This window comes from Streptococcus sp. FSL K6-1323 (assembly GCF_038630745.1).
Taxonomy (GTDB): Bacteria; Bacillota; Bacilli; order Lactobacillales; family Streptococcaceae; genus Streptococcus; species Streptococcus salivarius_D.
The window spans coordinates 1,490,370-1,511,853 of sequence record NZ_CP152039.1; the positions used below are offsets into that span (position 1 = coordinate 1,490,370).

The window sequence follows — 21,484 nt, forward strand, 5'->3', positions numbered from 1 at the left end:
TTGCTATAATAGGTTTATCCTGCAACTTAGAAAGGGCTTATACAATGCCAGAGGGAATTAATTTATTTCAGGACACTTTGATAAAATCACTTAAGTTTGGTTTTGTTGATAACATTAAATATCAAGAGGGTGGGTATTCTCCTCAAATTCTTGTGAATAATAGTGATGAAAGGCGTTATGTCCTGACTGATCTACAAGAAGAATTGAGTAAGTGTACTGCTTTCTATTTTTCAGTCGCTTTTGTCACTAAAAACGGAATTGCCATGATTAAGTCTCAATTATCAGACCTAATGGACAAGCAAGTGCCAGGAAAAATCTTGATTTCCCCTTATCTAGATTTCAACGACCCTGATGCAATGCGTGAGCTACTAAAACTCAAAAACGTTGAAGTCCGTTTAACACCTGAAAAAATGCAGATGCACGCCAAATTCTATCTTTTCGAACATACTGGTAAACAGGTACTGATTTCAGGTAGTTCAAACCTCACACATACAGCTCTAAAAATTAATTATGAGTGGAATATCAAACTGACCTCTACTCATAACGGGGAGTTTATTCAAAATACCAAATCAGAATTTGACCGTATTTGGGAACAATCAGAGCTACTAACACACGAAATAATAGAGACCTATGCTAAAAAGAGAAAGAAAGTCATTAGTCTCACAAAGATTAATGATGAAGAAAAGCTTCCCTATTCAGCTGAAAAAATTGTTCCTAATAAAATGCAAGAAGCCGCACTAGAAGGACTCAGAAATATTCGGGAACAGGGAAAGGACAGGGCACTCGTTATCAGTGCCACAGGTACTGGTAAGACATTTTTATCTGCCTTTGACGTTAAACAATATAATCCTGAACGCATGTTATTCATCGTCCATCGTGAACAGATTCTCAAAAAATCTTTAATAGATTTTCAAAAAGTTCTGGGTTTTAATCCATCTGAAGGACATATTTATCACTCAGGTGATGATTTAACTGGAAAAAAATATATCTTCGCGACTATCCAAACATTATCACGCGAGGATAACTTAAAAGCTTTTTCAAAAGACTTCTTCGACTATATTCTCATTGACGAAGTGCATAAGGCTGGAGCTGATTCATACAAAAAAGTTATGGCCCATTTTACACCGAATTTTTATCTAGGTATGACAGCAACTCCTGAACGTACTGATGGCCAAAATATTTACGAGATTTTTGACTATAATATTGCCTATGAGATTCGCTTACAAGATGCATTAGAAAATGACATGCTCTGTCCTTTCGTTTATTTTGGTGTTAAAGACATCGAAATTGATGGTCAGCTTATTGACGAAAAATCAAATATCTCAAACCTTACATCAGATGAGCGTGTCAAACATATTCTAAATAAAATTGATTTCTATGGTGTTTGTAATAATCAAGTTCGTGGACTTGTTTTTTGCTCATCAAAAGCAGAAGCCAGAGAATTATCAAAAAAACTTAATCAACATGGAAAACGTACCATCGCATTGACTAGTGATGACGATATCAACTATCGTGAAAAGGTTGTTAAGCAATTAGAAGATGGGAAGCTTGAATATATCTTGACCGTTGATATTTTTAATGAAGGGATAGACATACCATCCATAAACCAGGTAGTTATGTTGCGTAACACGCAATCAAGTATCATTTTTGTTCAGCAGCTTGGTCGTGGACTTCGTAAACATAAAAGTAAGGATTACGTTACTATCATTGATTTTATTGGTAATTACAAAAATAACTATCTGATTCCAATTGCATTATTCGGTGATAAATCTATGAATAAAGATAATTACCGTCGTGAACTACGAGAACCAAATATCTTGAGTGGTTTAACAACCGTGAACTTTGAGGAAGTTGCTAAAGAACAAATCTTCAAATCGATTACAAACACGGTTCTATCTAACATGAAAATTCTCAAAGATGCCTATACTGATCTTGAAAATAAACTTGGTAAAACGCCTATGCTAATCGATCATTTAACCTTTGATAATATTGATCCAATAGTATTTTTCAACAATAATAGCTTCAAAAACTATGCAGATGTTATTAACAAATTTTCAAACAAGGCAATAGAACTCACTGATACCGAGAGTAACTGGTTGAGTTTTATCACATTTGAACTTCTTCCTGGTAAACGAAAACATGAGCTTCTTCTACTTCAGGAACTTATCAAAAAGGGTGAAGTCTCAAAAGATAAGTTTATTAAGATTTTGGAAACAGAACAATTATCTACTAAAGACTCAATTATCTCCTCCGTTGAAAATGTACTAAGTCTTCAATTTCTTAAATCTCAAGAGGTAAAAAAATTCGGCACAGAACCTCTGGTCACTCTAGAAAATAATGTTTATAAACTCAATCCTGAGGTTCTTGAGAGTTACAAGAACTCTGACTTCAGCTTGCTTTTCAATGATGTTATTGATGCAGGGCTCTATAAAACGAGAGATTATCCTGAAATATTTACAATCGGTCAAAAATATTCTCGTCGTGATGTCTGTAAACTTCTTAACTGGTTTAAAGATGAACCCCCACTTAACATCGGTGGCTATAAAATAGACAAGAATACTAACACTTGTCCAATCTTCATCACCTACCATAAGGATGATGAAATCAGTGATACTATCAATACGAAGATGAGTTATTGAACGAGACTACTCTTAAGTGGTTTTCTAAAAACAAGCGTACACTTGAGTCTCCAGATGTAAAAACAATTATCAATTCACCTGAAAATGGATTAGACCTAAAATTATTTATTATTAAAGATGATGCTGAGGGTGGCGATTTCTACTATTTAGGCGACTTGGCTATCGTGCCATCTACCGTTGAAGAATTAGTACGTCCACTTGAAAGCGGAAATGAAAGTATTGTTACTATGAACTTCAAACTAGATAATCCTATTCCTGACACCCTTTATCGTTACATAACTAATAAATAAGAGCACCACGCATGTGATGCTCTTATTTTGATAACAATTCTACAGCTGGTCGGTCTACAGGCGCCCAATTCAAAGTTTTCAAGCGATTAGGCTCTAGCCAAGCTGAATCCTGATGTTCCAACAAATCTAGATTTCCAGAAACGAGTCTGGCATGAAAGGTTTTCATAACAACTGTTCCAAAATCATAATCATAGGAAGCTTCATTAACGAAGGAAATAATCTCAATCTGAGAATTTAATTCTTCATGAATCTCTCGTATCAAAGCTTCTTCAGGTGATTCTCCTTCTTCCAACTTACCACCAGGAAATTCCCAATATCCTCCTAAACTTTTTCCTTCTGGTCGTTGGGCACAGAAGATTTTTCCATCCTTTTCGATGGCTGCAGCCACAACATTTATGATTTTTTTTGACATGTAACATTCCTCCAGATAGTATTCTATCAAAAAGCTATCACGACAAGCAAACTTTAATTTATAATTTAAAAACGCTTCCCTCAATCGAGAGAAGCATTTTCTTATTTCCAAAATTTTGCTTTTGAAGCTGCTACCCAAGCTGATAGACAAGCTAGAGCTGCTACTGCATAGATAGCGTATTGTTTCGCAGGATAAATCCATACTTTGTTTTCTTCATGCCAGCGAGACTTCCAGAGGCTGATGTAATCTCCGGTCATTCCAGGATTTTTAAGGCGCTCCATGTAATTGGCAGGTAGGTTATCAGGCTGATTCATCTGCACGTTAATGATAAAGATAAGCAAAGCAACCACGATGACAACTACGAGTGCCAGGGTAATCTTTTTCTTAGCTGTTAGCTGAAATGTTTTCAATTATTTTTTCTCCCTCATCTATGAAATCATCTACTCTTATAGTTTAGTATAAAAAGGCAATTCTGAAAAGTCCTCTATGACACCAATGTAAGATAAGTCAAAAACTTGCACATCTTCCTCCTAGTGCTATAATAAAAATGTCGGTCTGTCTAGAAATAATACACTTTTAGGCAGATATGACTTAGAAAGAGGTGTTTATGACATATTCAAAGAAGGTTTCCCTTTCTGAGGTAAACCAATCCATAGATACACCAAATAATAATCGTTTTTGGCAAAATCTTAAGGCTTTCTTGGGACCTGGGGCTCTTGTGGCCGTGGGTTACATGGATCCAGGGAACTGGATTACCAGTGTCGTCGGTGGGGCGACCTACAAGTATAGTCTGCTTTTTGTCATCTTAATTTCATCTTTAATCGCTATGCAGTTGCAACAAATGGCTGGGAAATTAGGGATTGTGACCCAAATGGACCTAGCTCAAGCGACTGCCTATCACTCGCCCAAATGGTTGCGATACACGCTTTGGGTGATTCTGGAGCTGGCCTTAATGGCGACGGATTTGGCTGAGGTGCTTGGTTCTGCCATTGCTCTTAACCTGCTCTTTGGTATTCCAATTATGGTTGCCATTCTGGTGACAGTCCTAGACGTCTTCCTACTACTGCTCATCATGAAGCTAGGATTCAAAAAAATCGAGGCTATTGTTTCAACCTTGATTTTGACCATCTTGGTTATCTTTGTCTATCTGGTAGCTTTGTCTGAGCCTAGTATTACGGGAATCCTAGAGGGTTATCTCCCTACGCCAACGCTCTTCGAGCCACATGCTGCTGGACATACCAACCAGTTGACCTTGGCGCTTGGAATTGTGGGTGCGACCGTTATGCCACATAACCTCTACTTGCACTCATCCTTGTCACAGACTCGTAAGGTTGACTATTCTGATGGCAAAGACGTGACTAAGGCTGTCCGTTTCATGACCTGGGATTCTAACATCCAGTTGACTTTGGCCTTTGTGGTTAACTCCCTCCTCTTGATTTTGGGGGCAGCTCTCTTCTTTGGTCACGCTTCTGATATTTCAGCTTTCTCACAGATGTACAATGCTCTTCAGGACTCTAAGATTGCTGGTGCGGTAGCTAGTTCGACACTTTCAACACTCTTTGCCTTGGCGCTCTTGGCTAGTGGTCAAAACTCTACCATTACTGGTACTCTGACTGGCCAAATTGTCATGGAAGGCTTTCTCCACATGAGGTTACCGCAGTGGGTAATTCGTTTATTCACACGTCTCTTCGCCTTGCTACCTGTTATCGTTGTAGCTATTCTCTACGGTGATCAAGAAAAGACTCTGGATCAGCTGCTGGTTTATTCACAGGTTTTCCTTTCACTTGCCTTGCCATTCTCTATCTTCCCTTTGATTTACTACACTTCTAAGAAATCACTCATGGGAAAACACGTCAATGCCAAGTGGAATACTTTCCTTGGTTATGCCATCGCTATTGTCCTAACCATTCTCAATCTCAAACTTATCATTGATACGTTTTAAACAAAATAAGGCCAGCGCCATGCTGACCTTGTTTTAGTTTTTGAAGGCGTCAACGAGAACTTGGAATTCTTCATTGCTAAGGGTAATCCCCTTACCCATCTTGGTATGGTCTGGACTCCATGTACGGATGTCATACTTAGCCGGTGCGCCATTAAAGCTCACACGATTGAGTTCCTTAGTCCAGCCCTTGTCATTCTCAGACAAGACCAAGAGTTTTTCTTCAATTTCAAATGAAAATTCTGCCATTTGCTTACCTCCACTAGCTTTATTCGTTTTTTTCTGTGAAAATTGTGTGTGTTAGAAAGAAGTTATCCACAAAATTTCACCTTTCATGCTATAATTATTTTATCAAGAAACGAGGGAAATGACCATGATAAACTTTTTAGAAGCAGTAAAGCATCAGCTTCATCAGTTTGTGGAAACAGGTCATAGCAAACCTGTCCACCTAATGCATAATCAGCTTATTAACGATATCTATCATGCTATTGATCATAACCAAATGGTCATGCTGACATCCAATCAGAAGACCTATAAGGGCTACATCAACCATTATGACAGAGAGCGACAAGCCATCTTTATCGAGCAAGATAAGATCATCAGCATGATTGAACTAAAAGAAATCAAACGTCTAAAAATCATATCACAACGAGGTTAAGTTTATCAGTTAACCTCGTTTTATTATGAGGTTGACTATTTCAGAAGTACTTGTTATAATAAGTTAACTATTAATTTACGAAAGGTTAACTAAAAATGACGCAAAATCGTACACTGTCACTCATACTTCCCGCCTTCGGTGCTGCTATCATTGCCGCACTGGCTCAAATTGTTATTCCTATCGGTGCAGTCCCCATTACTCTCCAGACCTTCGCTGTCGGACTTGTTGCTGCCATCCTTAAGCCAAGAGAGGCAACTCTTGCCGCTACCCTCTACCTGATTCTAGGTGCCATTGGCCTACCGGTTTTTGCAGGTGGAGGCGGGGGGCTCCAAGCCTTCTTTGGTCCTTCAGCTGGCTATCTGCTTGCCTACCCATTTTTTGCACTTGTCACATCTGCACTGGCTCATGCTAAGACTCCTATCTGGAAGATCTTTTTGGCTTTTGTTTTGGGAGATGCACTTGTCTTTGTCGGTGGTATCCTTAGCCTGCACTTTCTTGGAAAGATGGGATGGTCTGCAGCTGTAGCAGTCGGTTTGACACCCTTTATCATCCCAGACCTTTTAAAAGGTCTGATTGTCGCTTTGGTGACTAAGCCAGTTTTAAAAGCACTAAAAAATCATAGCTACTTTAACTAAAAAAGATTGAAGACTTTGTTCGTGTGAACAGAATCTTCAATCTTTTTATTTTTCAAAATAAATATCATAGTGCTTTGAACAAGCTGGGTTGAAGGCACTATGACAATTGGGACAGGCTACTGCCTCTTGATATTCCTCAATAGTCATCTCATGCCGACAAACGCCACAAATAAGGACCTTATCCTGTTTCAACTGACAGGGATAAGCTCGAAAGCTATGTTCCTCCAAGCTATCATGACACTGATAACAGGCATAATACTTCAGACACTCAAAGCATTTTAAGGCAACAATATCTAGTGTGGAATGGTAGTGCTGGCACCTACTCTGGTCATCTACCAGGAGGCCATTGATTTGTCTTGTCATTAGGCACGAACAGTTTTACTTGAACCGTCTTTTTGGTAGAGGTTAATCAAACCTTCTTTAGTTGAACGAATCATGTCACCAGGTTTAACTTCTTGTGGCACGGTAATTGTAAGAAGTTCCATTGGGTTTGGTGCACGGTCAATTTTGTTTCCATTAGCATCGTGAAGGTCTTTGATATCACATTCAAAATGACGGAAGCCTGGTCCGTAGAATTCAACGTGGTCACCTTCGAGAATAACGTTACGTTGACGGATTGTAGCTGTCATAGTGGCTGGATCAAAGTCTACTACTTCACCAACAAATTTGTATTGTGGAATCTTACGACGGGCACCAAAGAGTTGCTCGTTTTCTGTTGGTGTCTTGTAGTAGAAACCTGTTGCCAATTCACGTTGGGCAACTTTCCAGAGTTCGTTAATCAAATCATCTTTGATGGCGTAGAAGGCTTCTGCACTTTCCATGTAAGCGTCACAAGCAGCCTTGTAGCAGTTAGCAACTGTTGATACATAGTGGACAGATTTCATACGACCTTCGATTTTAAGGCTGTCAACACCATTATCGATAAGGTCTGGGATATTTTCAATCATACACATGTCAACGGCTGACATTGAGTATTCTTCAGGAACTTCACCGTGGATACTCTTTCGCTCTTGACCGAATGGCATGTCGTAAAGGTCATATTTCCAGCGACAAGACTGTGAACAACCACCACGGTTGGCATCACGGTCTGACATGTGGTTAGAAAGGGTACAGCGACCTGAGTATGAGATACACATAGCACCATGGACAAAGGCCTCAATTTCAAGATCCGTACGTTTACGGATTTCAGCCAATTCTTCCATAGTTACCTCACGTGCCAAAACAACACGGGTCAAGCCATACTGTTTCCAAAAATGGAAGGTTTCAACATTTGTCGCAGATGCTTGCGTTGACAAGTGGATGTTAAGTCCTGGAGCGTAGGTTGAACAGATTTCAATCAAGGCTGGGTCAGATACGATAACGGCATCGAGTCCCATATCACGCAATTCACGGAACCATTCACCAGCACCTTTTTCATTTCCTTCATGGGTAACCATGTTTGAAGCAACGTGCACATCAACGCCACGAGCGTGAGCGTATTCGATACCTTCACGAAGCTCATCCATGGTAAAGTTTCCGGCACGGCTACGCAAACCATAGGCTTGTCCACCAACGAAAACAGCATCTGCGCCGTAATTTACAGCGACTTTCAATTTTTCCAAAGTCCCAGCAGGTACCAGAACCTCTGGGCGTTTTTTAGTTGTAGTCATAATTTCTCCAATTTGCAAGATTGTCGATTTTAGTTTTTAGAAGGCTCCTTCGTTCCCTGAAAATGGAAAACTCACAAACGAAGGAGGAAGTATTTTTATTTTACACGGTCAGGTTCATAGTCATAGAAACCTGTGTCCAAACCACGGTTGGCTGGGTGTAATTTATGAATAGCCTCATCAAAGAGGAAGGCTTTGTCTTGTGAAAATTCACCAGCCTCGATGAGGTCACGAGCCTTCACAAAATACTCAGTGATTTTTACAAAGTTTTCACCTGGGCAATAAACACCGTCTAACTTCCAGTGATCAAAACCATGTTCAACGAGTTCTGAAAGTTTAGTCATCATATCCAAGTCATTGTTGGCAAAGATATGTGTTCCATGCAAGTCTTCATAAACTGAGTAGTGAGAATCTGGATCTCCTGGCTCAGAAAGGAAGAGGTCACGTTCTTTGGTAACAGCTTCATCCGTTTTGATAAAGTTGTAGTAGTTTTGAAGAAGCGGACGTTTTGAGTGGTGAATGATACTTGCACCATAAACCAAAACCTCAGCTGGAATTTGAAGATTTTCAGCCATGACGAAAAGTTCCGCAGATGGAATTTCACGAGCCAAAACAGCTTCAGAAGCTCCAGCTTGTTTGCCCCAGAAATTAATCTGACGGCTAGAGGTTACCATGGTTGAAGCATCATAAATCATTTTGAAGGGGCGTTTGTCACGGTTACAAATGTAGAAAACTCCTGCATCACCAACCGTGATATAATCTGCCTTGATTTCTTCAAGAAAATCAAGGTAGTCTGGAAGAGCATCCATCATACCTTGGTGCATGAGGGCGTTAACGGCAACAGTCAATTCCTTGCCAGACTCATGTACCAGCTCTGCAATCTTTCGCATCTCTGCGAATGAAAAAGGCTTAGGCAAACGAAGGCCAAAAGCTTTTTCGCCGATGTAAATACGATCTACGCCAAGTTCTAGGAGCTCACGTGCCTGCTCGTAGCTCTCAGCAGTCGCTGTAATCACTATTTTTTCCATAACTCACATTATAGCACAAATGATTTGATTTTTTTAGAATTTTTAGGCTCAAAACTCTGTATCTAAATATTTTTAATTAGTTTTTGAATACTATGATTTTTACAAAAATCAAAAAAAACTTTGCAATATAAAATTTTTGTGGTATTATTAATGAGATTCTAAATAGTGAAATACTGACTAAGTATTTTAACCTACACGAAAAAGTGATTTAGATATTTTATATAGAAAGGAGGCAGACATGGCTGACAACTTACACCGTCAATTTGATCACATCGAAGATTTCGAGACTGAGCGTCCTCAAACGACGAATTATCAAGATTATCAAGGTTTAAATAGTAATAGTATTAAGCTACAAGATATGATTTTCTTTGGACGTATCTCAAGCTTCTGTGTTTCAACAGTCCTAGTTGCCTTCCTTTTCTTGGTAGCTCAGGTGGCTACCTTCTGGGCCTTCTTCTGGGCAATTACCATCAGCGTCATTGGTCAGATAGGCATTTATGTCCTAATCGAATATTATAAAGCACAAAAACGTTGACTGTTTGGTCAACGTTTTTGCGTACTAAAAAAAGCCTCATGGGCTTTCTTTTTTTATTTTGCTTCTGCTGCTTCTTCAGAGATATCTTTGATATCAATGACGATATCATCAACGATAGCTTTGGTTTCTGCTTCAACATCTGCTTGCTCAGGAGTTACTTGTGCTGTTTTCTCTTTGATAAGTTCAAAGCTCTCTTTGGCAAAGTCAGCAACTTGAGCTGTTTTTTCTTGAACTGCTTTTGTCAAATCATCTGCAGTGATGTCACCATTTTCAAATTTTGTTTTATAGTCTTGGAAAGTATCGACTGCCAAATCTTTGTAGTCGCTAGCTTTTTCCACCACTTGATTTTGATAAGCTTTTGGATCTTCTTTGAATGAAGCGATTTCTTCATCAATACGTGCTTTAACAGCTTTACCTTTTTCAGTTGTAAAGAAGTAAGCTGCTGCAGCTCCAGAAGCTACACCAATGATTAGGGTGTTTAAAAATTTACTCATGAAAAGACCTCCTTATTTTTTCTTGTCTTTTTTACCAAATAGTTTTGAAGCAACCTTACCGATAGCAAAGGCTGAACCTGCTTTACCGACACTTGCTCCTGCTGCACTTGCTTTCGCACCGAGATAACGAGCTTCAGTATTCAAGTCAGAGACACTTTCTGAAAGCTCAGCTACTGCTACGAAGAGAGGATCGATTGTTTGAACTTTTTCATTAACATCTTCAACCAAGACGTTTGCCTTAGCCAAGATTTCATTTGTTTGATGAAGGGTTACATTGATATCTGTACGAAGCACAGCAACTGTTTCTTCAACTTCTTTAACCACATGACGGGTACGAAGTAGAGTAGGGATTAATGCAATGAGAAACGCAGCAAGTGCGATTGCGATAATAAGAAATGCAATTTCTGCCATAGTTTAGGACTCCTTTGACCTTTTTAAAAGGTCGCTACAAGAAAACTGAAGTAGAATCTCCAGTTTCCAGTGACCTTTGTTATGATAATTTTCATTATATTATAACAAAGTCTGAGCTATATGACTAGTTTTTCATTTTATAATCTGCCTCTGGGCGTTGCTTTCGCAAATAGAGCAAGGTTGCACCCAAGATGATAATAGCGATGCTAACCCATTGAGAAACACGCAAGCCAACAAACATGAGGCTATCCGTACGCATGCCTTCAATGACAAAACGTCCAAGACCATACCAGATAAGGTAAAATGAGGTCACATCTCCTTGACGCAGTTTCTTATTAAAGCGTCTTAGTCCTAGGATAATGATAAATCCGACCAAGTTCCAGAGACTTTCGTAAAGAAAGGTCGGTACACGATAACTACCATCAATGTACATCTGCTGGCGAATAAATTCTGGGACATAATTCAGATGACTAACTGCTTTTCCGTAGGCCTCCTGGTTAATAAAGTTTCCCCAGCGACCGATACTCTGAGCAATCATAACGCCAGGTGCCGCGATATCTAGAAAATCCAAGACAGCAATGGCATGACGTTTAGCAAACCAATAGAGGACAGCTGCTCCAGCAATCAAGCCACCATAGATGGCAATTCCACCATTCCAAATTGCAAAAATTTCAGAAGGATTTTGACTGTAGTAGGACCACTGGAAGATCACATAGTAGAGCCTAGCACCAACAATGGCCATCGGAAAGGCAAGAAGAATAAAATCTAAGATGTTTTCAGGGTCAATTCCCTTTTCAGGAGCCCAACGCTGAGCCAGATAAACGGCAAGTAAGAGACCAGATACGATACAGATGGCATACCAATGAATACTAATGGGGCCAAGCCTTAGAGCAATAGGATCAATAGTAGCAAACATTAGTCTTCACCATTCTTACTAATGAGGTTGGTCAAACGTTCTTCAAAGGTTTTGGTTGCATCAAATCCCATTTGCTTAGCACGGTAGTTCATGGCTGCAGCTTCGATAACGACTGATACGTTACGGCCTGTCTTAACAGGAATGCGGACACGTGGAATCTTAACGCCTTGCAATTCGATTTCTTCATTCCCATTTCCAAGACGATCAAAGACCTTACCGTCTTCAAAATTTTCAAGATAGATGGCCAACTGAACTTGAGAAGAATTACGGACAGCACTAGCTCCGTAGAGACTCATGACATCAATGATACCAACCCCACGAATCTCAAGAAGATGGCGGAGGATTTCCGCAGGCTCACCCCAGAGAGTTTCCTCATCCTTAGCATAGACATCCACACGGTCGTCAGCGACAAGGCGGTGACCACGTTTCACCAACTCAAGCCCTGTTTCACTCTTACCGATACCAGAATCGCCCTGAATGAGAACACCCATGCCGTAGATATCAACCAAAACACCATGAACACTGGTACGTTCTGCCAACTGTGCATTGAGGTACCAAGACATATCACCTGAAAGAGATGATGTGCCGTTACGGCCTTGAAGAACCACAACGCCATTTTCTTTAGCTGCTCGATACAGCTCCTCAGGGATATCAAGCCCACGCGCTACGATAACAGCTGGGGTTTCTTCTTTGAACATGTTTTTGAAAACAGAGTAACGGTTGTGATCAGTCAAGGTTTTAAGGTAAGACCACTCCTTCATCCCAACCAATTGAATACGCTCCGGTGAATAATAGTCAAAATAACCTGTCATTTCTAAACCAGGACGAGAGATATCAGCAGTTGTTATCGGTTTTGCCAAAAGCTCCTTATTCCCATAGACAACCTTGAGTTTAAGCCTGTCAACCAACATTTTAACGGTTACTGTCATGTTATTTCCTCCGATTATTTACTAGTTTCATTGTATCATAAAAAGGTTTTCAATGCGGCTCTCAAAGCAAAAAAGACCTATGACTAGCACTAAGGCCAATCATAGGTTAATGTCTATTAACAATTACTTACCAATTCCACTCATCTTCAACAGGTTCAGCGTTTTTACGTTTGCGTCCATCCTTGAGTTTGATTTCGGGATAAATATCTTCTTTGTAAGGAAGGAGAAAGGCTAAAACCAAGTATAGAAAGATTCCAAACTGCGTTGAAACCATGAGAATGATAGCCAAAATACGAGCTAGAGCTAGGTCCCAGCCAAACTTATCTGCCAAACCTGCAACAACACCGGCGACGAGTCTATTTTTTCGTGTCTTATAAAAACGATTTGACATGGTCTTCTTCTCCCATCATTTCTTTGATTTAATTATATGATTTTTTTAAACTAAAAAAATCAGCCCTAGGACTGATTTAGAAAAATGAGCTTGCCTCGACACAAACCGCAGCCAAATTTCCGTGTATTGACACGGCGTTTGCGACGGTAGGTATGACCACAAGATTGGCATTGATAAAGGTAGTAGTTCTCCTCCTGACCTTGTATCTTTGGGGCGTATCTAAGGCCGTCAACCTTGGCTAGTAAATCCTTGAAATCTCTATCCGCATGCTTGTACCCCTTGCCCTGAAAATAAAGGTGATAATGACAGAGTTCGTGGCGGACGATTTTTCGAAAGGTTTCAAGACCATGTTCCTCATAGAGTTTTGGGTTAAAATCTAAATGACCATCCTTGGGAAAGAACCGCCCTCCCGTAGTCCGAAGACGCTTATTCCACAGGGCTTGGTGCTTAAATTCCCAGCCAAAATCTTCTATGGAAACAGTCTTAACATAATCAGTTAGATTCACGTGGATTCACCAAGGAGAGATTGAGTTTTTCATGCTCTAAGTCAACTTTTGATACCCACACGGTAACCAAATCCCCAACAGAAACGACCTGACTTGGGTGGTTAACGAAGCTCTTACTCATCTCTGATATGTGGATAAGGCCATCCTCATGGACACCGATATCCACAAAGGCACCAAAGTCCACAACGTTACGGACCGTTCCTTCAAGTTTTTGTCCTACTGACAAGTCTTTGAGTTCAAGAACATCTTGACGAAGCACTGGTGCTTCAAAATCGTCACGGAGGTCACGGCCTGGTTTCAAAAGGTCAGCAATGATATCTTTGAGGGTTTCCTGTCCAAGCCCCAGCTCTTCTGCCGTTTCTTTAAGATTAATAGCCTTCAATTTTGTCTTGGCAGAATCGTCCAAGTCTGTGATAGCTAACTGCTTGAAGAGGGCTTTTACCGCTGGGTAAGACTCTGGGTGGACCCCTGTATTATCCAAGATATTCTTGGCATTTGGAATACGAAGGAAACCGGCGGCTTGTTCGAAGGCCTTGGCACCAAGACGTGGGACTTTTTTGATTTCCGCACGTGATGCAATCTCACCATTTTCCTCACGGTAGGCGACGATATTTTCAGAGATGGTCTTGTTGAGTCCTGACACGTGTGACAAGAGGGTACTACTTGCCGTATTGACATTAACACCAACCTGGTTAACCACGGTATCGACGACGAAATCAAGATTTTCAGAGAGTTTCTTCTGGCTAACATCATGCTGGTATTGGCCTACTCCGATTGATTTAGGGTCAATTTTAACCAACTCAGCCAATGGGTCTTGGAGACGACGGGCAATGGAAATAGCAGAGCGTTTTTCGACCGTTAAGTCTGGGAACTCATGACGGGCCAACTCTGAAGCAGAGTAAACAGAGGCACCACTTTCATTGACAATGACATATGAAGTCTCTGGGAAATCCTTGAGAACTTCTGCCACAAAAGCTTCACTTTCACGACTGGCTGTTCCATTACCAATAGCGATAATCTCAATGGCATGTTTCTTAATGAGGTCAGCCAAGTCTTTCTTAGCTTGGGCAATCTTAGCCTGACTGGCTGGAGCCACTGGATAGATAACTTGCGTTGTGATGAGCTTACCAGTTTGGTCGACGACAGCCAACTTAGCCCCTGTACGAAAGGCTGGGTCAAAACCGAGTACCATCTTACCTTTAAGTGGCGATACTAGAAGAAGACTGCGAAGATTTTGAGAGAAAAGTTGAATAGCACCATCTTCTGCTGCTTCAGTCAACTCGCTACGGATACGACGCTCCATGGCTGGAATGATTTTCTTCTTGAGAGATTGGTTGATAACTTCCTCGATATAGTCATTTTTTTGTTTGAAACGAGCACTGTAAAAACGGTGCATTTTCTCAAGATTGTGCTTAAAGGCCACCTTAATAACACCTAGTTTCTCCCCACGGTTAAGGGCTAACGTACGGTAACCTTGAAGTTTAGACACCTTGTCTTCAAAATCATAGTAGATTTTGAAGGTTTCTTTTTCATCCAGAGATTGATCCTTGAGGGTTGAAGTGATATCACTGTTGTTCCAGATTTCGTTGTAGGTCCAAGAGCGCAAGCTATTGTCCTCAGAAAAGGCTTCAACCAAAATATCCACAGCACCTGCAAGAGCCTTGTCAGCTGTTGGAAAGGCCTCAGATGTCAGCTTTTCAGCTTCAGCCTTGAGGTTTGGACTATTTTGCAAGATAAGACGAGCCAAGGGGAAGAGACCTGCTTCACGGGCAACCGTCGCCTTGGTGCGGCGTTTTTCCTTATAGGGAAGGTAGAGTTCTTCCACATCTGCCAGTTTTTCAGCGGCTTCAATGGCTGCCTTGAGTTGGTCGGTCAATTTGCCCTGAGCCTCAATCTTGGAAAGAACCGTTTCCTTACGGTCTTGAAGAGCAGTCAAGGATTTGTCCATATCAATGATGGCCTTGATTTGCGTTTCATCCAGATTGCCTGTTTTTTCCTTACGGTAACGGGCGATGAAGGGGATGGTATTGCCTTCTGCGGTCAATTCTAAAACAGTTTCAACTTGTTGTTTTTTTAGGCCCAATTCCTGAGCCAATGTCTCTAAATTACGATTTTCCATAAGTTCTATTATACCACGAGAGGAGATTTGCTTGGGCAGAAAACCTTGTAGCTGAAGCGAGAATTTTTAAGCAAGAGGTAGTATAATAGAAAAGTAAACCTATTGTTAGGGGCTATTTCTTTCAGAAAGGACGCCCTTAGTATCTTTTGTAACTGAACTCGGGCTATTTCTTTCGGAAAATAGATGGATCTTCCTAGAAGCAGAGCTTCTTCGTCTGATGCCCTCTTTTCTGTCAGAAATAACGCCCTTAGTATCTTAATTAACTCGGAGGCTTTTTATGGCAGTTATTCAGAAAAAAACAAATGAACTTGAAAGCATGATGGCATCTTTTGCGGCTATCCCTGATTTTGAAAAGGCGGGAACTGATCCTAAGAAAGACAAACGTCTTCAAGAAGATAAGAAGAAATAATTTTTATGGCTATTTTTCATCAACTACCAGATAGCGTTTTGCAGCTTCTGGCAGTTTTTCTATCGATTATTATCGAAGCCCTGCCCTTTGTTTTACTGGGAAGTATCCTATCTGGCTTTATCGAGGTCTTTGTGACTCCTGAAAAGGTCCAAAACTTCCTTCCTAAAAACAAGGTCCTGGCTATTCTCTTTGGAACCCTTGTTGGTTTTATTTTTCCCTCTTGTGAATGTGGGATTGTTCCAATTATCACGCGCTTTTTAGAGAAAAAAGTGCCTAGCTACACGGCTATTCCTTTCATGGCAACTGCTCCTATCATTAATCCAGTCGTTCTCTTTGCGACCTATACGGCCTTTGGGAACTCTTGGTACTACGTGCTTTTACGTTTCGTCGGGGCTTTCTTGATTGCCATGATTTTGGGAATCTTGCTGGGCTTTATGGTGGATGACCAGATTCTCAAGGACAACCGTAAGGTTAGTCATGTGCACGACTATAGTGGTTTGTCAGCTGGTAAGAAAACCTTTCAAGCTCTGGTTCATGCGGTTGACGAGTTCTTTGACACTGGGCGTTACTTGATTTTCGGGAGCTTGGTGGCTGCAAGTATGCAGACCTACCTACCGACCCGAATCCTAACGACCATCGGTCATAATTCAGTGACAGCCATCCTGATCATGATGCTCTTGGCCTTCATCCTCTCCCTTTGTTCAGAGGCCGATGCCTTTATCGGGGCTTCGCTGCTCTCTAGTTTCGGAGTGGCACCAACGGTTGCCTTTCTCATCATTGGTCCTATGGTTGATATCAAGAACTTGATTATGATGAAGCACCAGTTTAAAACACGCTTTGTTGGTCTCTTCGTAGGAACAGCAAGTCTGGTGACAATCATTTACTGTCTGCTATTGGGGGTGATTTAATGTTACGTTTTCTCATCTTATCTGGGTATTTTGAGCTCGTCATGTACTTGCAAGTTTCTGGCAAGCTCAACCAGTACATTAACATCCACTACTCCTACTTAGCCTACATTTCCATGGTGCTTTCCTTTATCCTTGCTGTGGTTCAACTCATCGTTTGGATGAAGCAGATTAAGGTTCACTCGCATTTGTCAGGTCGAGTAGCCAAGGTAGCCAGCATCGTTCTCTTGGCCTTTCCAGTCCTCACTGGGCTCTTGGTGCCAACAGTAACCTTGGATGCCAATACCGTGTCAGCTAAGGGTTACCATTTTCCACTGGCGGCAGGGAGCGATCCTAATCAGGCCGACCAAGAGGGAACGACTATCCAGTACTTGAAGCCAGACACCAGCTCCTACTTCACCTCCTCAGCTTATGAGAAGGAAATGACCAGAGAGCTCGCCAAGTACAAGGGGCGTGAGACCATCCAGATTACCACGGAAAATTACATGGAAGTCATGGAGCTCATCTACCTCTATCCTAACGATTTCGTGGGCAAGAAGGTCACCTATACTGGCTTTGTTTACAATGACCCACAAACCAAGGGGTATCAGTTCATCTTCCGTTTCGGTATTATCCACTGTATCGCCGATTCAGGTGTTTACGGACTGGCGACAACAGGAAGTGACCAAACCTTCAAGGACAATACCTGGGTAAAAGTCACTGGTACCATAACTGTGGATTACTATCAAAATCTTAAACAGAGCCTTCCTATCCTTAATTTGACTGAGGTCAAAGAGGTCGGTCAGCCTGACAACCCTTATGTATATCGCGTATTTTAAAAAGCCAAGTTCAGTTGAACTGGCTTTTTCTTCTTGTATTAAAAACATTTGTCTAGGTTTCTTGTGCTAGTGCTGCTGCTTTTTCAAGGGCTTGATCGGTCGACTCGCAGATATGGTCTGGTCCAATAGTTTGAATAAAGCCTGATTTTTCAAGTACTCGGTAGGGTTGTGGATTGACGTGAGAAAGAAGCAGGGTCATGCCACGTTTTTGACAGATGGCCAGGGTTTCTTCAAGGGCATCTAGGCCTGAGATATCCATGGCTGGAACGTTTCGCATGCGTAGAATGAGAACATTCTTAGTTTCATCATTAATCACATTCAAGAAGTTATTGGCTGCACCAAAGAAGAGGGCACCAAAAACTTCATAGACGACAGCGTTTTTAGGGACTTGTTTTAAGTCGCTATCCTCGGACAAAACTGGATCGTCCAGATTTTCCTTGTCCACCCACTGACGGATTTGAGCCACGTCGGACATGCGTTTGAGAAAGAGGAAGGCTGCTAGGACCATACCAAATTCAATGGCAACTACTAGGTCAAAGAAAACGGTTAAGACAAAGGTCACTAGCAGGACTGCCACATCACTCTTAGGGGCACGTTTGATCATACGACCAACCGTACGCCAACCGCTCATGTTATAACCGACAATCATAAGGATTGAGGCCAGACAGGTCATAGGAATCAATGAAGCGTAAGGCATGAGGAAGAGTAAAATCAGAAGCAAGGTGAAGGCATGAACCATACCCGCTACTGGTGTTCGTCCGCCATTTTTGACGTTGGCTGCGGTACGGGCAATCGCACCCGTTGCCGGAATCCCGCCAAAGAGGGCTGACATGATATTCCCAACACCTTGGCCGACCAATTCTGCATTAGAACGGTGATTACCACCAATCATGCCATCTGAAACCACGCAAGAAAGTAGCGATTCAATGGCAGCCAGTATGGCAATGGTGAAGGCTGGCGAAATCATTTGACGAATCAAAGAAAATGATAGGTCAGGAACCGTGAAACTTGGGAGCCCCGCCTTGATGGTGTAAAGGTCACCAATGGTTTTGACTGGGAGATGACCAAAGGCCACGATGGCTGTGGTCACAAAGATAGCAACCAGAGAACCCGGAATTTTCTGAGAAAGGCGTGGCCAAAAGATTTGAATGAGCAGGGCCAAAATACCGATAGCTAGGGTCGCCCAACTAATACTTGAAAGATGCTCTCCATAGGCAATCATCTTTTCCAGAAACTCAGCTGGCACCGACTTCATCTCAAGGCCTAGAAAATCCTTAATCTGTCCGGCCACAATCCCAATGGCAATCCCTAAGGTAAAGCCAAGTGTGATGGTTTTGGGAATGAATTTAATCAGGTCACCAAAACGCAGGAGCCCCATGATAATAAGCATGAGTCCCGCCATGAGCGTGGCAACAGTCAGACCCGCCATGCCATACTGGGCGATGATGCCATAGATGATGACAACGAAGGCTGCGGTAGGTCCACCAATCTGAACCCGACTACCTCCTAAAAAGGAAATAAAAAAGCCTGCAACCACTGCTGTGTAAAGACCTTGTTCGGGATTAACACCAGAGGCAATCGCTAGGGCAATCGACAAGGGCAGGGCAATGATAGCCACGATAACTCCTGCAATCAGGTCCTTGATGAACTGTCCCTTGGAATAATCCTTGATGGTGGTGAAAAATTTGGGTGTGATATATTTTAAAGCGTCCATTTTTTCCTCCTAACTAATATCCTAAAACTCTTTGACTTAACTCTTTTTTCAATGAGTGTCAGACGCTTATCATTTTTACAGTCTAATGATAGCACAGGAAACCCCCATTTTCTAGGGGATTGGTAGATGTAAACGTATTATTTCAAGAATTTTTTAACTTTCTTAGCTTAGAAATGAAGGCATCAAAAAACAAGTCCAGACTATGGACTTGTTTTAACTTATCATGGCTTGATAGATTTCTCTTGAATTACCAACTGGTTGGTAAGGAAATCGGAATGTTAAGCTTGACCTTCATCTTGCTATTGGTCACAGTGGCTTGCTCAATTTCGTAGCCGATTTCAGGAAGCTTGAGCTGAATCTGATTGTTAACCATGCGAACACCACTGCTTGACTGGGCAATACTCTTCTTGAGGTAAGGTAGAACCAGTGATTTAGGAACAGGGAGGCGACCCAGGTGAGCACCTGCCAAGTCTAGTAGAATGACTTCCTTGTTAGTGCTGACTGTGAAATCCAGGCTGAATGTTGATTCGATTGGTCCAAGAGACACTGGTAGCTTAGCTGTCAGATAAGAATCATTCAACTCTACAGTACTGTTTAACAAGGTCTCGTCATTAGAATCAGCCATGCTTGCTTTTAGGATTTGACGAAACTGGTTGCTATCAAGATTAATCTCAGTTGAAACCCCACCTGACGAAAGGGACGCCCCACCAATACCAGCCTGGGCTAGATCGGCAAGGGATGTTTGTGTTGATACATTTTTTAATTGGTCCTGACTGTCAATCTTGTCCGGAATGAGCAAAGCTGCCACTGCAAAAAAGACCACAATGACGAGGACAATGAGTCGTTTAAACCATTTCCACATAGGGATACCTCATTTCAATTTTTCACTTTTGACGTCTATTGTACTGTAATCAAGGGAAAAAAGCGAGTAAGAACTGGAAATTCTCTCATATTTTCTTAATCCACGAGGTAGGCTTCGAGAGCTTCAAAGACTTTTAAGTAAGCATTGGCATAAAGGTGGACACCGTCATAGGTGTGCTCAGCCTTCTGCTCTTTCCTATCATTGACCAGCCTAGCATTACAATTAATAAAGTGGCAGCCATAGGTTTGGGCGATTTCCTCAAGAGCCTGGTTACAACGGTCAAGATTTTCAGGTGTCCGCAGTTTCATCCACTGGATTGAAGCCTTGGTCTGCCAAGGTAAATGAAGATTGGCTGGGTAGAAAGCCATGAGGTAAATCTTGGTATGGGGCAAGACAGCTTGTGTTTGCTCCATAATCCGCCTGATATTTGCTGTCAGATGCTGGAACCATTGGTCTCCATAAGGCTCCTCGGTCATGTCATTGGTACCGATATTGATAAACACCTTGCTCGGTTGCAGATCCAAAAGCAGGGGATGGATATGCTGGATAAATTCATCCGTGTTCAGGCCGCTGATGCCTCGATTGTAGATGATGTCGTCGACACCTCTACTCCTAGCGATTTCACAAATTGGAAAAAGCTCCATGAGAGATGAGCCTGTGAAGAGCGTCTCCCCCTTGATAGCAACCTCATTTAAGTACTGATAATTTTTAAGTTTGATTTCTTTTAATTCATCCATGATAAGTTTCTTCTATATAGTTTTATCTAAATGAGGGAGAAGGCAAAGAGCAGCCCTACAACCGTATTGGCCAAGGCATGGATAAAGACACTTGGAAGGATAGACCCACTTGCTTTTTTCTCATTGATAGCACCAAAAACGTAAGCGATGAGACTGATAAAGGCCATGATAGCCATAGCTTTTAGGTAGCCCGTTAATTGGATAAACATAAATGCATGGATGAGGCCAAATAAGAGAGACTGAATCAGATTGGCCCCTAGGAATCCTAGTTTTCCTTGTAGCCTTTTCAAAAGAAAACCTCTAAAGAAGATTTCTTCTGGCAAGGCAGTCCCTAAGATAGCATAGGCCAAGATAGCAGGAAAGGCTCCCCTTTCCAGAAAAAGCTGCTGTGGCCGTTTGGCTAGAGTCGAACCAAGCGAAGACGACAATTGAAAAAAGAAGAAAAAGTAGACTAATACCCAAAATGGTCAGTAGTAATCGCCTCTTCTGCT

At 41.6% G+C, this 21,484-nt stretch carries 24 protein-coding genes and 1 pseudogene; 8 read left to right on the forward strand and 17 right to left on the reverse strand.

Translation table 11 applies throughout. The features are described 5' to 3' along the window. Positions 1 to 44: 44 nt before the first annotated feature. Positions 45 to 2,929 (forward strand): annotated as a pseudogene (locus NST80_RS06800) (DEAD/DEAH box helicase). 22 nt (positions 2,930 to 2,951) lie between these two features. Here the strand turns inward: NST80_RS06800 and NST80_RS06805 are convergent. Next, entirely contained in the window at positions 2,952 to 3,341 is a 390-nt protein-coding gene (locus tag NST80_RS06805) for a (deoxy)nucleoside triphosphate pyrophosphohydrolase (RefSeq protein ID WP_022495928.1), read from the reverse strand. A gap of 101 nt (positions 3,342 to 3,442) precedes the next feature. Next, positions 3,443 to 3,751 (reverse strand): hypothetical protein, encoded by a 309-nt coding sequence (locus NST80_RS06810; protein ID WP_118171919.1) that lies wholly within the window; start codon positions 3,749 to 3,751, stop codon positions 3,443 to 3,445. A 197-nt stretch (positions 3,752 to 3,948) separates the two neighbouring features. On the opposite strand from NST80_RS06810, the gene NST80_RS06815 reads away from it, so the two are divergent. After that, entirely contained in the window at positions 3,949 to 5,283 is a 1,335-nt protein-coding gene (locus NST80_RS06815; protein ID WP_021144417.1) for an Nramp family divalent metal transporter, read from the forward strand. Between the two features lie 33 nt (positions 5,284 to 5,316). Here the strand turns inward: NST80_RS06815 and NST80_RS06820 are convergent, their stop codons facing one another. Next, the gene (locus tag NST80_RS06820; protein WP_002886106.1) at positions 5,317 to 5,529 is read right to left on the reverse strand and encodes a YdbC family protein; all 213 of its coding nucleotides are present in this window, start codon (positions 5,527 to 5,529) and stop codon (positions 5,317 to 5,319) included. Positions 5,530 to 5,653: 124 nt separating this feature from the next. Between NST80_RS06820 and NST80_RS06825 the strand changes: the two genes are divergently transcribed. Together NST80_RS06825 and NST80_RS06830 are read left to right on the forward strand one after the other, a co-directional pair. After that, positions 5,654 to 5,938 (forward strand): hypothetical protein, encoded by a 285-nt coding sequence (locus NST80_RS06825; RefSeq protein WP_118171918.1) that lies wholly within the window; start codon positions 5,654 to 5,656, stop codon positions 5,936 to 5,938. Between the two features lie 95 nt (positions 5,939 to 6,033). Beyond that, the gene (locus NST80_RS06830; RefSeq protein WP_037600379.1) at positions 6,034 to 6,573 is read left to right on the forward strand and encodes a biotin transporter BioY; all 540 of its coding nucleotides are present in this window, start codon (positions 6,034 to 6,036) and stop codon (positions 6,571 to 6,573) included. A 45-nt stretch (positions 6,574 to 6,618) separates the two neighbouring features. On the opposite strand, the gene NST80_RS06835 is transcribed toward NST80_RS06830, so the two are convergent. The 3 genes from NST80_RS06835 to NST80_RS06845 form a co-directional block, all read right to left on the reverse strand. After that, on the reverse strand, positions 6,619 to 6,936 hold the full coding sequence (locus tag NST80_RS06835) for a CHY zinc finger protein (protein WP_118171917.1): 318 nt from the start codon (positions 6,934 to 6,936) through the stop codon (positions 6,619 to 6,621). Further along, positions 6,936 to 8,222 (reverse strand): U32 family peptidase, encoded by a 1,287-nt coding sequence (locus tag NST80_RS06840; RefSeq protein ID WP_004182776.1) that lies wholly within the window; start codon positions 8,220 to 8,222, stop codon positions 6,936 to 6,938. The genes NST80_RS06835 and NST80_RS06840 overlap by 1 nt, the downstream gene beginning before the upstream one ends. Positions 8,223 to 8,317: 95 nt before the next feature. Further along, a complete protein-coding gene (locus tag NST80_RS06845) occupies positions 8,318 to 9,247 on the reverse strand; it encodes a peptidase U32 family protein (protein WP_118171916.1) in 930 nt (309 codons plus the stop codon). A gap of 238 nt (positions 9,248 to 9,485) precedes the next feature. On the opposite strand from NST80_RS06845, the gene NST80_RS06850 reads away from it, so the two are divergent. After that, positions 9,486 to 9,782, forward strand: a complete 297-nt coding sequence (locus NST80_RS06850) for a DUF3270 domain-containing protein (protein WP_002886140.1) — start codon at positions 9,486 to 9,488, stop codon at positions 9,780 to 9,782. Positions 9,783 to 9,835: 53 nt separating this feature from the next. On the opposite strand, the gene NST80_RS06855 is transcribed toward NST80_RS06850, so the two are convergent. The 7 genes from NST80_RS06855 to NST80_RS06885 all read right to left on the reverse strand — a co-directional run bounded on the left by NST80_RS06855 (position 9,836) and on the right by NST80_RS06885 (position 15,548). Beyond that, positions 9,836 to 10,276, reverse strand: a complete 441-nt coding sequence (locus NST80_RS06855) for a YtxH domain-containing protein (protein WP_004182777.1) — start codon at positions 10,274 to 10,276, stop codon at positions 9,836 to 9,838. A gap of 12 nt (positions 10,277 to 10,288) precedes the next feature. After that, positions 10,289 to 10,687, reverse strand: coding sequence for a DUF948 domain-containing protein (locus NST80_RS06860; RefSeq protein WP_002885965.1), 399 nt, complete (start codon positions 10,685 to 10,687; stop codon positions 10,289 to 10,291). A 124-nt stretch (positions 10,688 to 10,811) separates the two neighbouring features. Next, entirely contained in the window at positions 10,812 to 11,603 is a 792-nt protein-coding gene (lgt, locus tag NST80_RS06865; protein WP_118171915.1) for a prolipoprotein diacylglyceryl transferase, read from the reverse strand. Beyond that, positions 11,603 to 12,532, reverse strand: coding sequence for an HPr(Ser) kinase/phosphatase (gene hprK / locus NST80_RS06870; protein WP_037611483.1), 930 nt, complete (start codon positions 12,530 to 12,532; stop codon positions 11,603 to 11,605). Before hprK ends, lgt begins: the two co-directional genes overlap by 1 nt. A 127-nt stretch (positions 12,533 to 12,659) precedes the next feature. Next, positions 12,660 to 12,923, reverse strand: coding sequence for a PspC domain-containing protein (locus NST80_RS06875; protein ID WP_002885986.1), 264 nt, complete (start codon positions 12,921 to 12,923; stop codon positions 12,660 to 12,662). Positions 12,924 to 12,988: 65 nt separating this feature from the next. Further along, the gene (locus NST80_RS06880; RefSeq protein ID WP_014633335.1) at positions 12,989 to 13,429 is read right to left on the reverse strand and encodes a SprT family protein; all 441 of its coding nucleotides are present in this window, start codon (positions 13,427 to 13,429) and stop codon (positions 12,989 to 12,991) included. Next, positions 13,416 to 15,548 (reverse strand): Tex family protein, encoded by a 2,133-nt coding sequence (locus NST80_RS06885; protein WP_045768915.1) that lies wholly within the window; start codon positions 15,546 to 15,548, stop codon positions 13,416 to 13,418. The genes NST80_RS06880 and NST80_RS06885 overlap by 14 nt, the downstream gene beginning before the upstream one ends. A gap of 277 nt (positions 15,549 to 15,825) precedes the next feature. On the opposite strand from NST80_RS06885, the gene NST80_RS06890 reads away from it, so the two are divergent. From NST80_RS06890 to NST80_RS06900, 3 genes are read left to right on the forward strand one after another with little or no spacing between them, the layout of a single operon-like run. Beyond that, positions 15,826 to 15,957: an SPJ_0845 family protein gene (locus NST80_RS06890; RefSeq protein WP_002885949.1), complete on the forward strand. Its 132-nt coding sequence runs from the start codon at positions 15,826 to 15,828 to the stop codon at positions 15,955 to 15,957. 5 nt (positions 15,958 to 15,962) lie between these two features. After that, positions 15,963 to 16,865: a permease gene (locus tag NST80_RS06895; protein ID WP_045768916.1), complete on the forward strand. Its 903-nt coding sequence runs from the start codon at positions 15,963 to 15,965 to the stop codon at positions 16,863 to 16,865. Continuing rightward, positions 16,865 to 17,680: a TIGR03943 family protein gene (locus NST80_RS06900; RefSeq protein WP_045768917.1), complete on the forward strand. Its 816-nt coding sequence runs from the start codon at positions 16,865 to 16,867 to the stop codon at positions 17,678 to 17,680. The genes NST80_RS06895 and NST80_RS06900 overlap by 1 nt, the downstream gene beginning before the upstream one ends. Positions 17,681 to 17,732: 52 nt before the next feature. On the opposite strand, the gene NST80_RS06905 is transcribed toward NST80_RS06900, so the two are convergent. The 4 genes from NST80_RS06905 to NST80_RS06920 all read right to left on the reverse strand — a co-directional run bounded on the left by NST80_RS06905 (position 17,733) and on the right by NST80_RS06920 (position 21,421). Further along, positions 17,733 to 19,394 (reverse strand): SulP family inorganic anion transporter, encoded by a 1,662-nt coding sequence (locus NST80_RS06905; RefSeq protein WP_118171914.1) that lies wholly within the window; start codon positions 19,392 to 19,394, stop codon positions 17,733 to 17,735. Between the two features lie 247 nt (positions 19,395 to 19,641). Then, the gene (locus NST80_RS06910) at positions 19,642 to 20,256 is read right to left on the reverse strand and encodes a hypothetical protein (protein WP_014633340.1); all 615 of its coding nucleotides are present in this window, start codon (positions 20,254 to 20,256) and stop codon (positions 19,642 to 19,644) included. A gap of 95 nt (positions 20,257 to 20,351) precedes the next feature. Further along, positions 20,352 to 20,993 (reverse strand): GDSL-type esterase/lipase family protein, encoded by a 642-nt coding sequence (locus NST80_RS06915; protein ID WP_118171913.1) that lies wholly within the window; start codon positions 20,991 to 20,993, stop codon positions 20,352 to 20,354. Between the two features lie 26 nt (positions 20,994 to 21,019). Then, positions 21,020 to 21,421: a CPBP family intramembrane glutamic endopeptidase gene (locus tag NST80_RS06920; RefSeq protein ID WP_342504577.1), complete on the reverse strand. Its 402-nt coding sequence runs from the start codon at positions 21,419 to 21,421 to the stop codon at positions 21,020 to 21,022. Positions 21,422 to 21,484 lie beyond the last annotated feature (63 nt).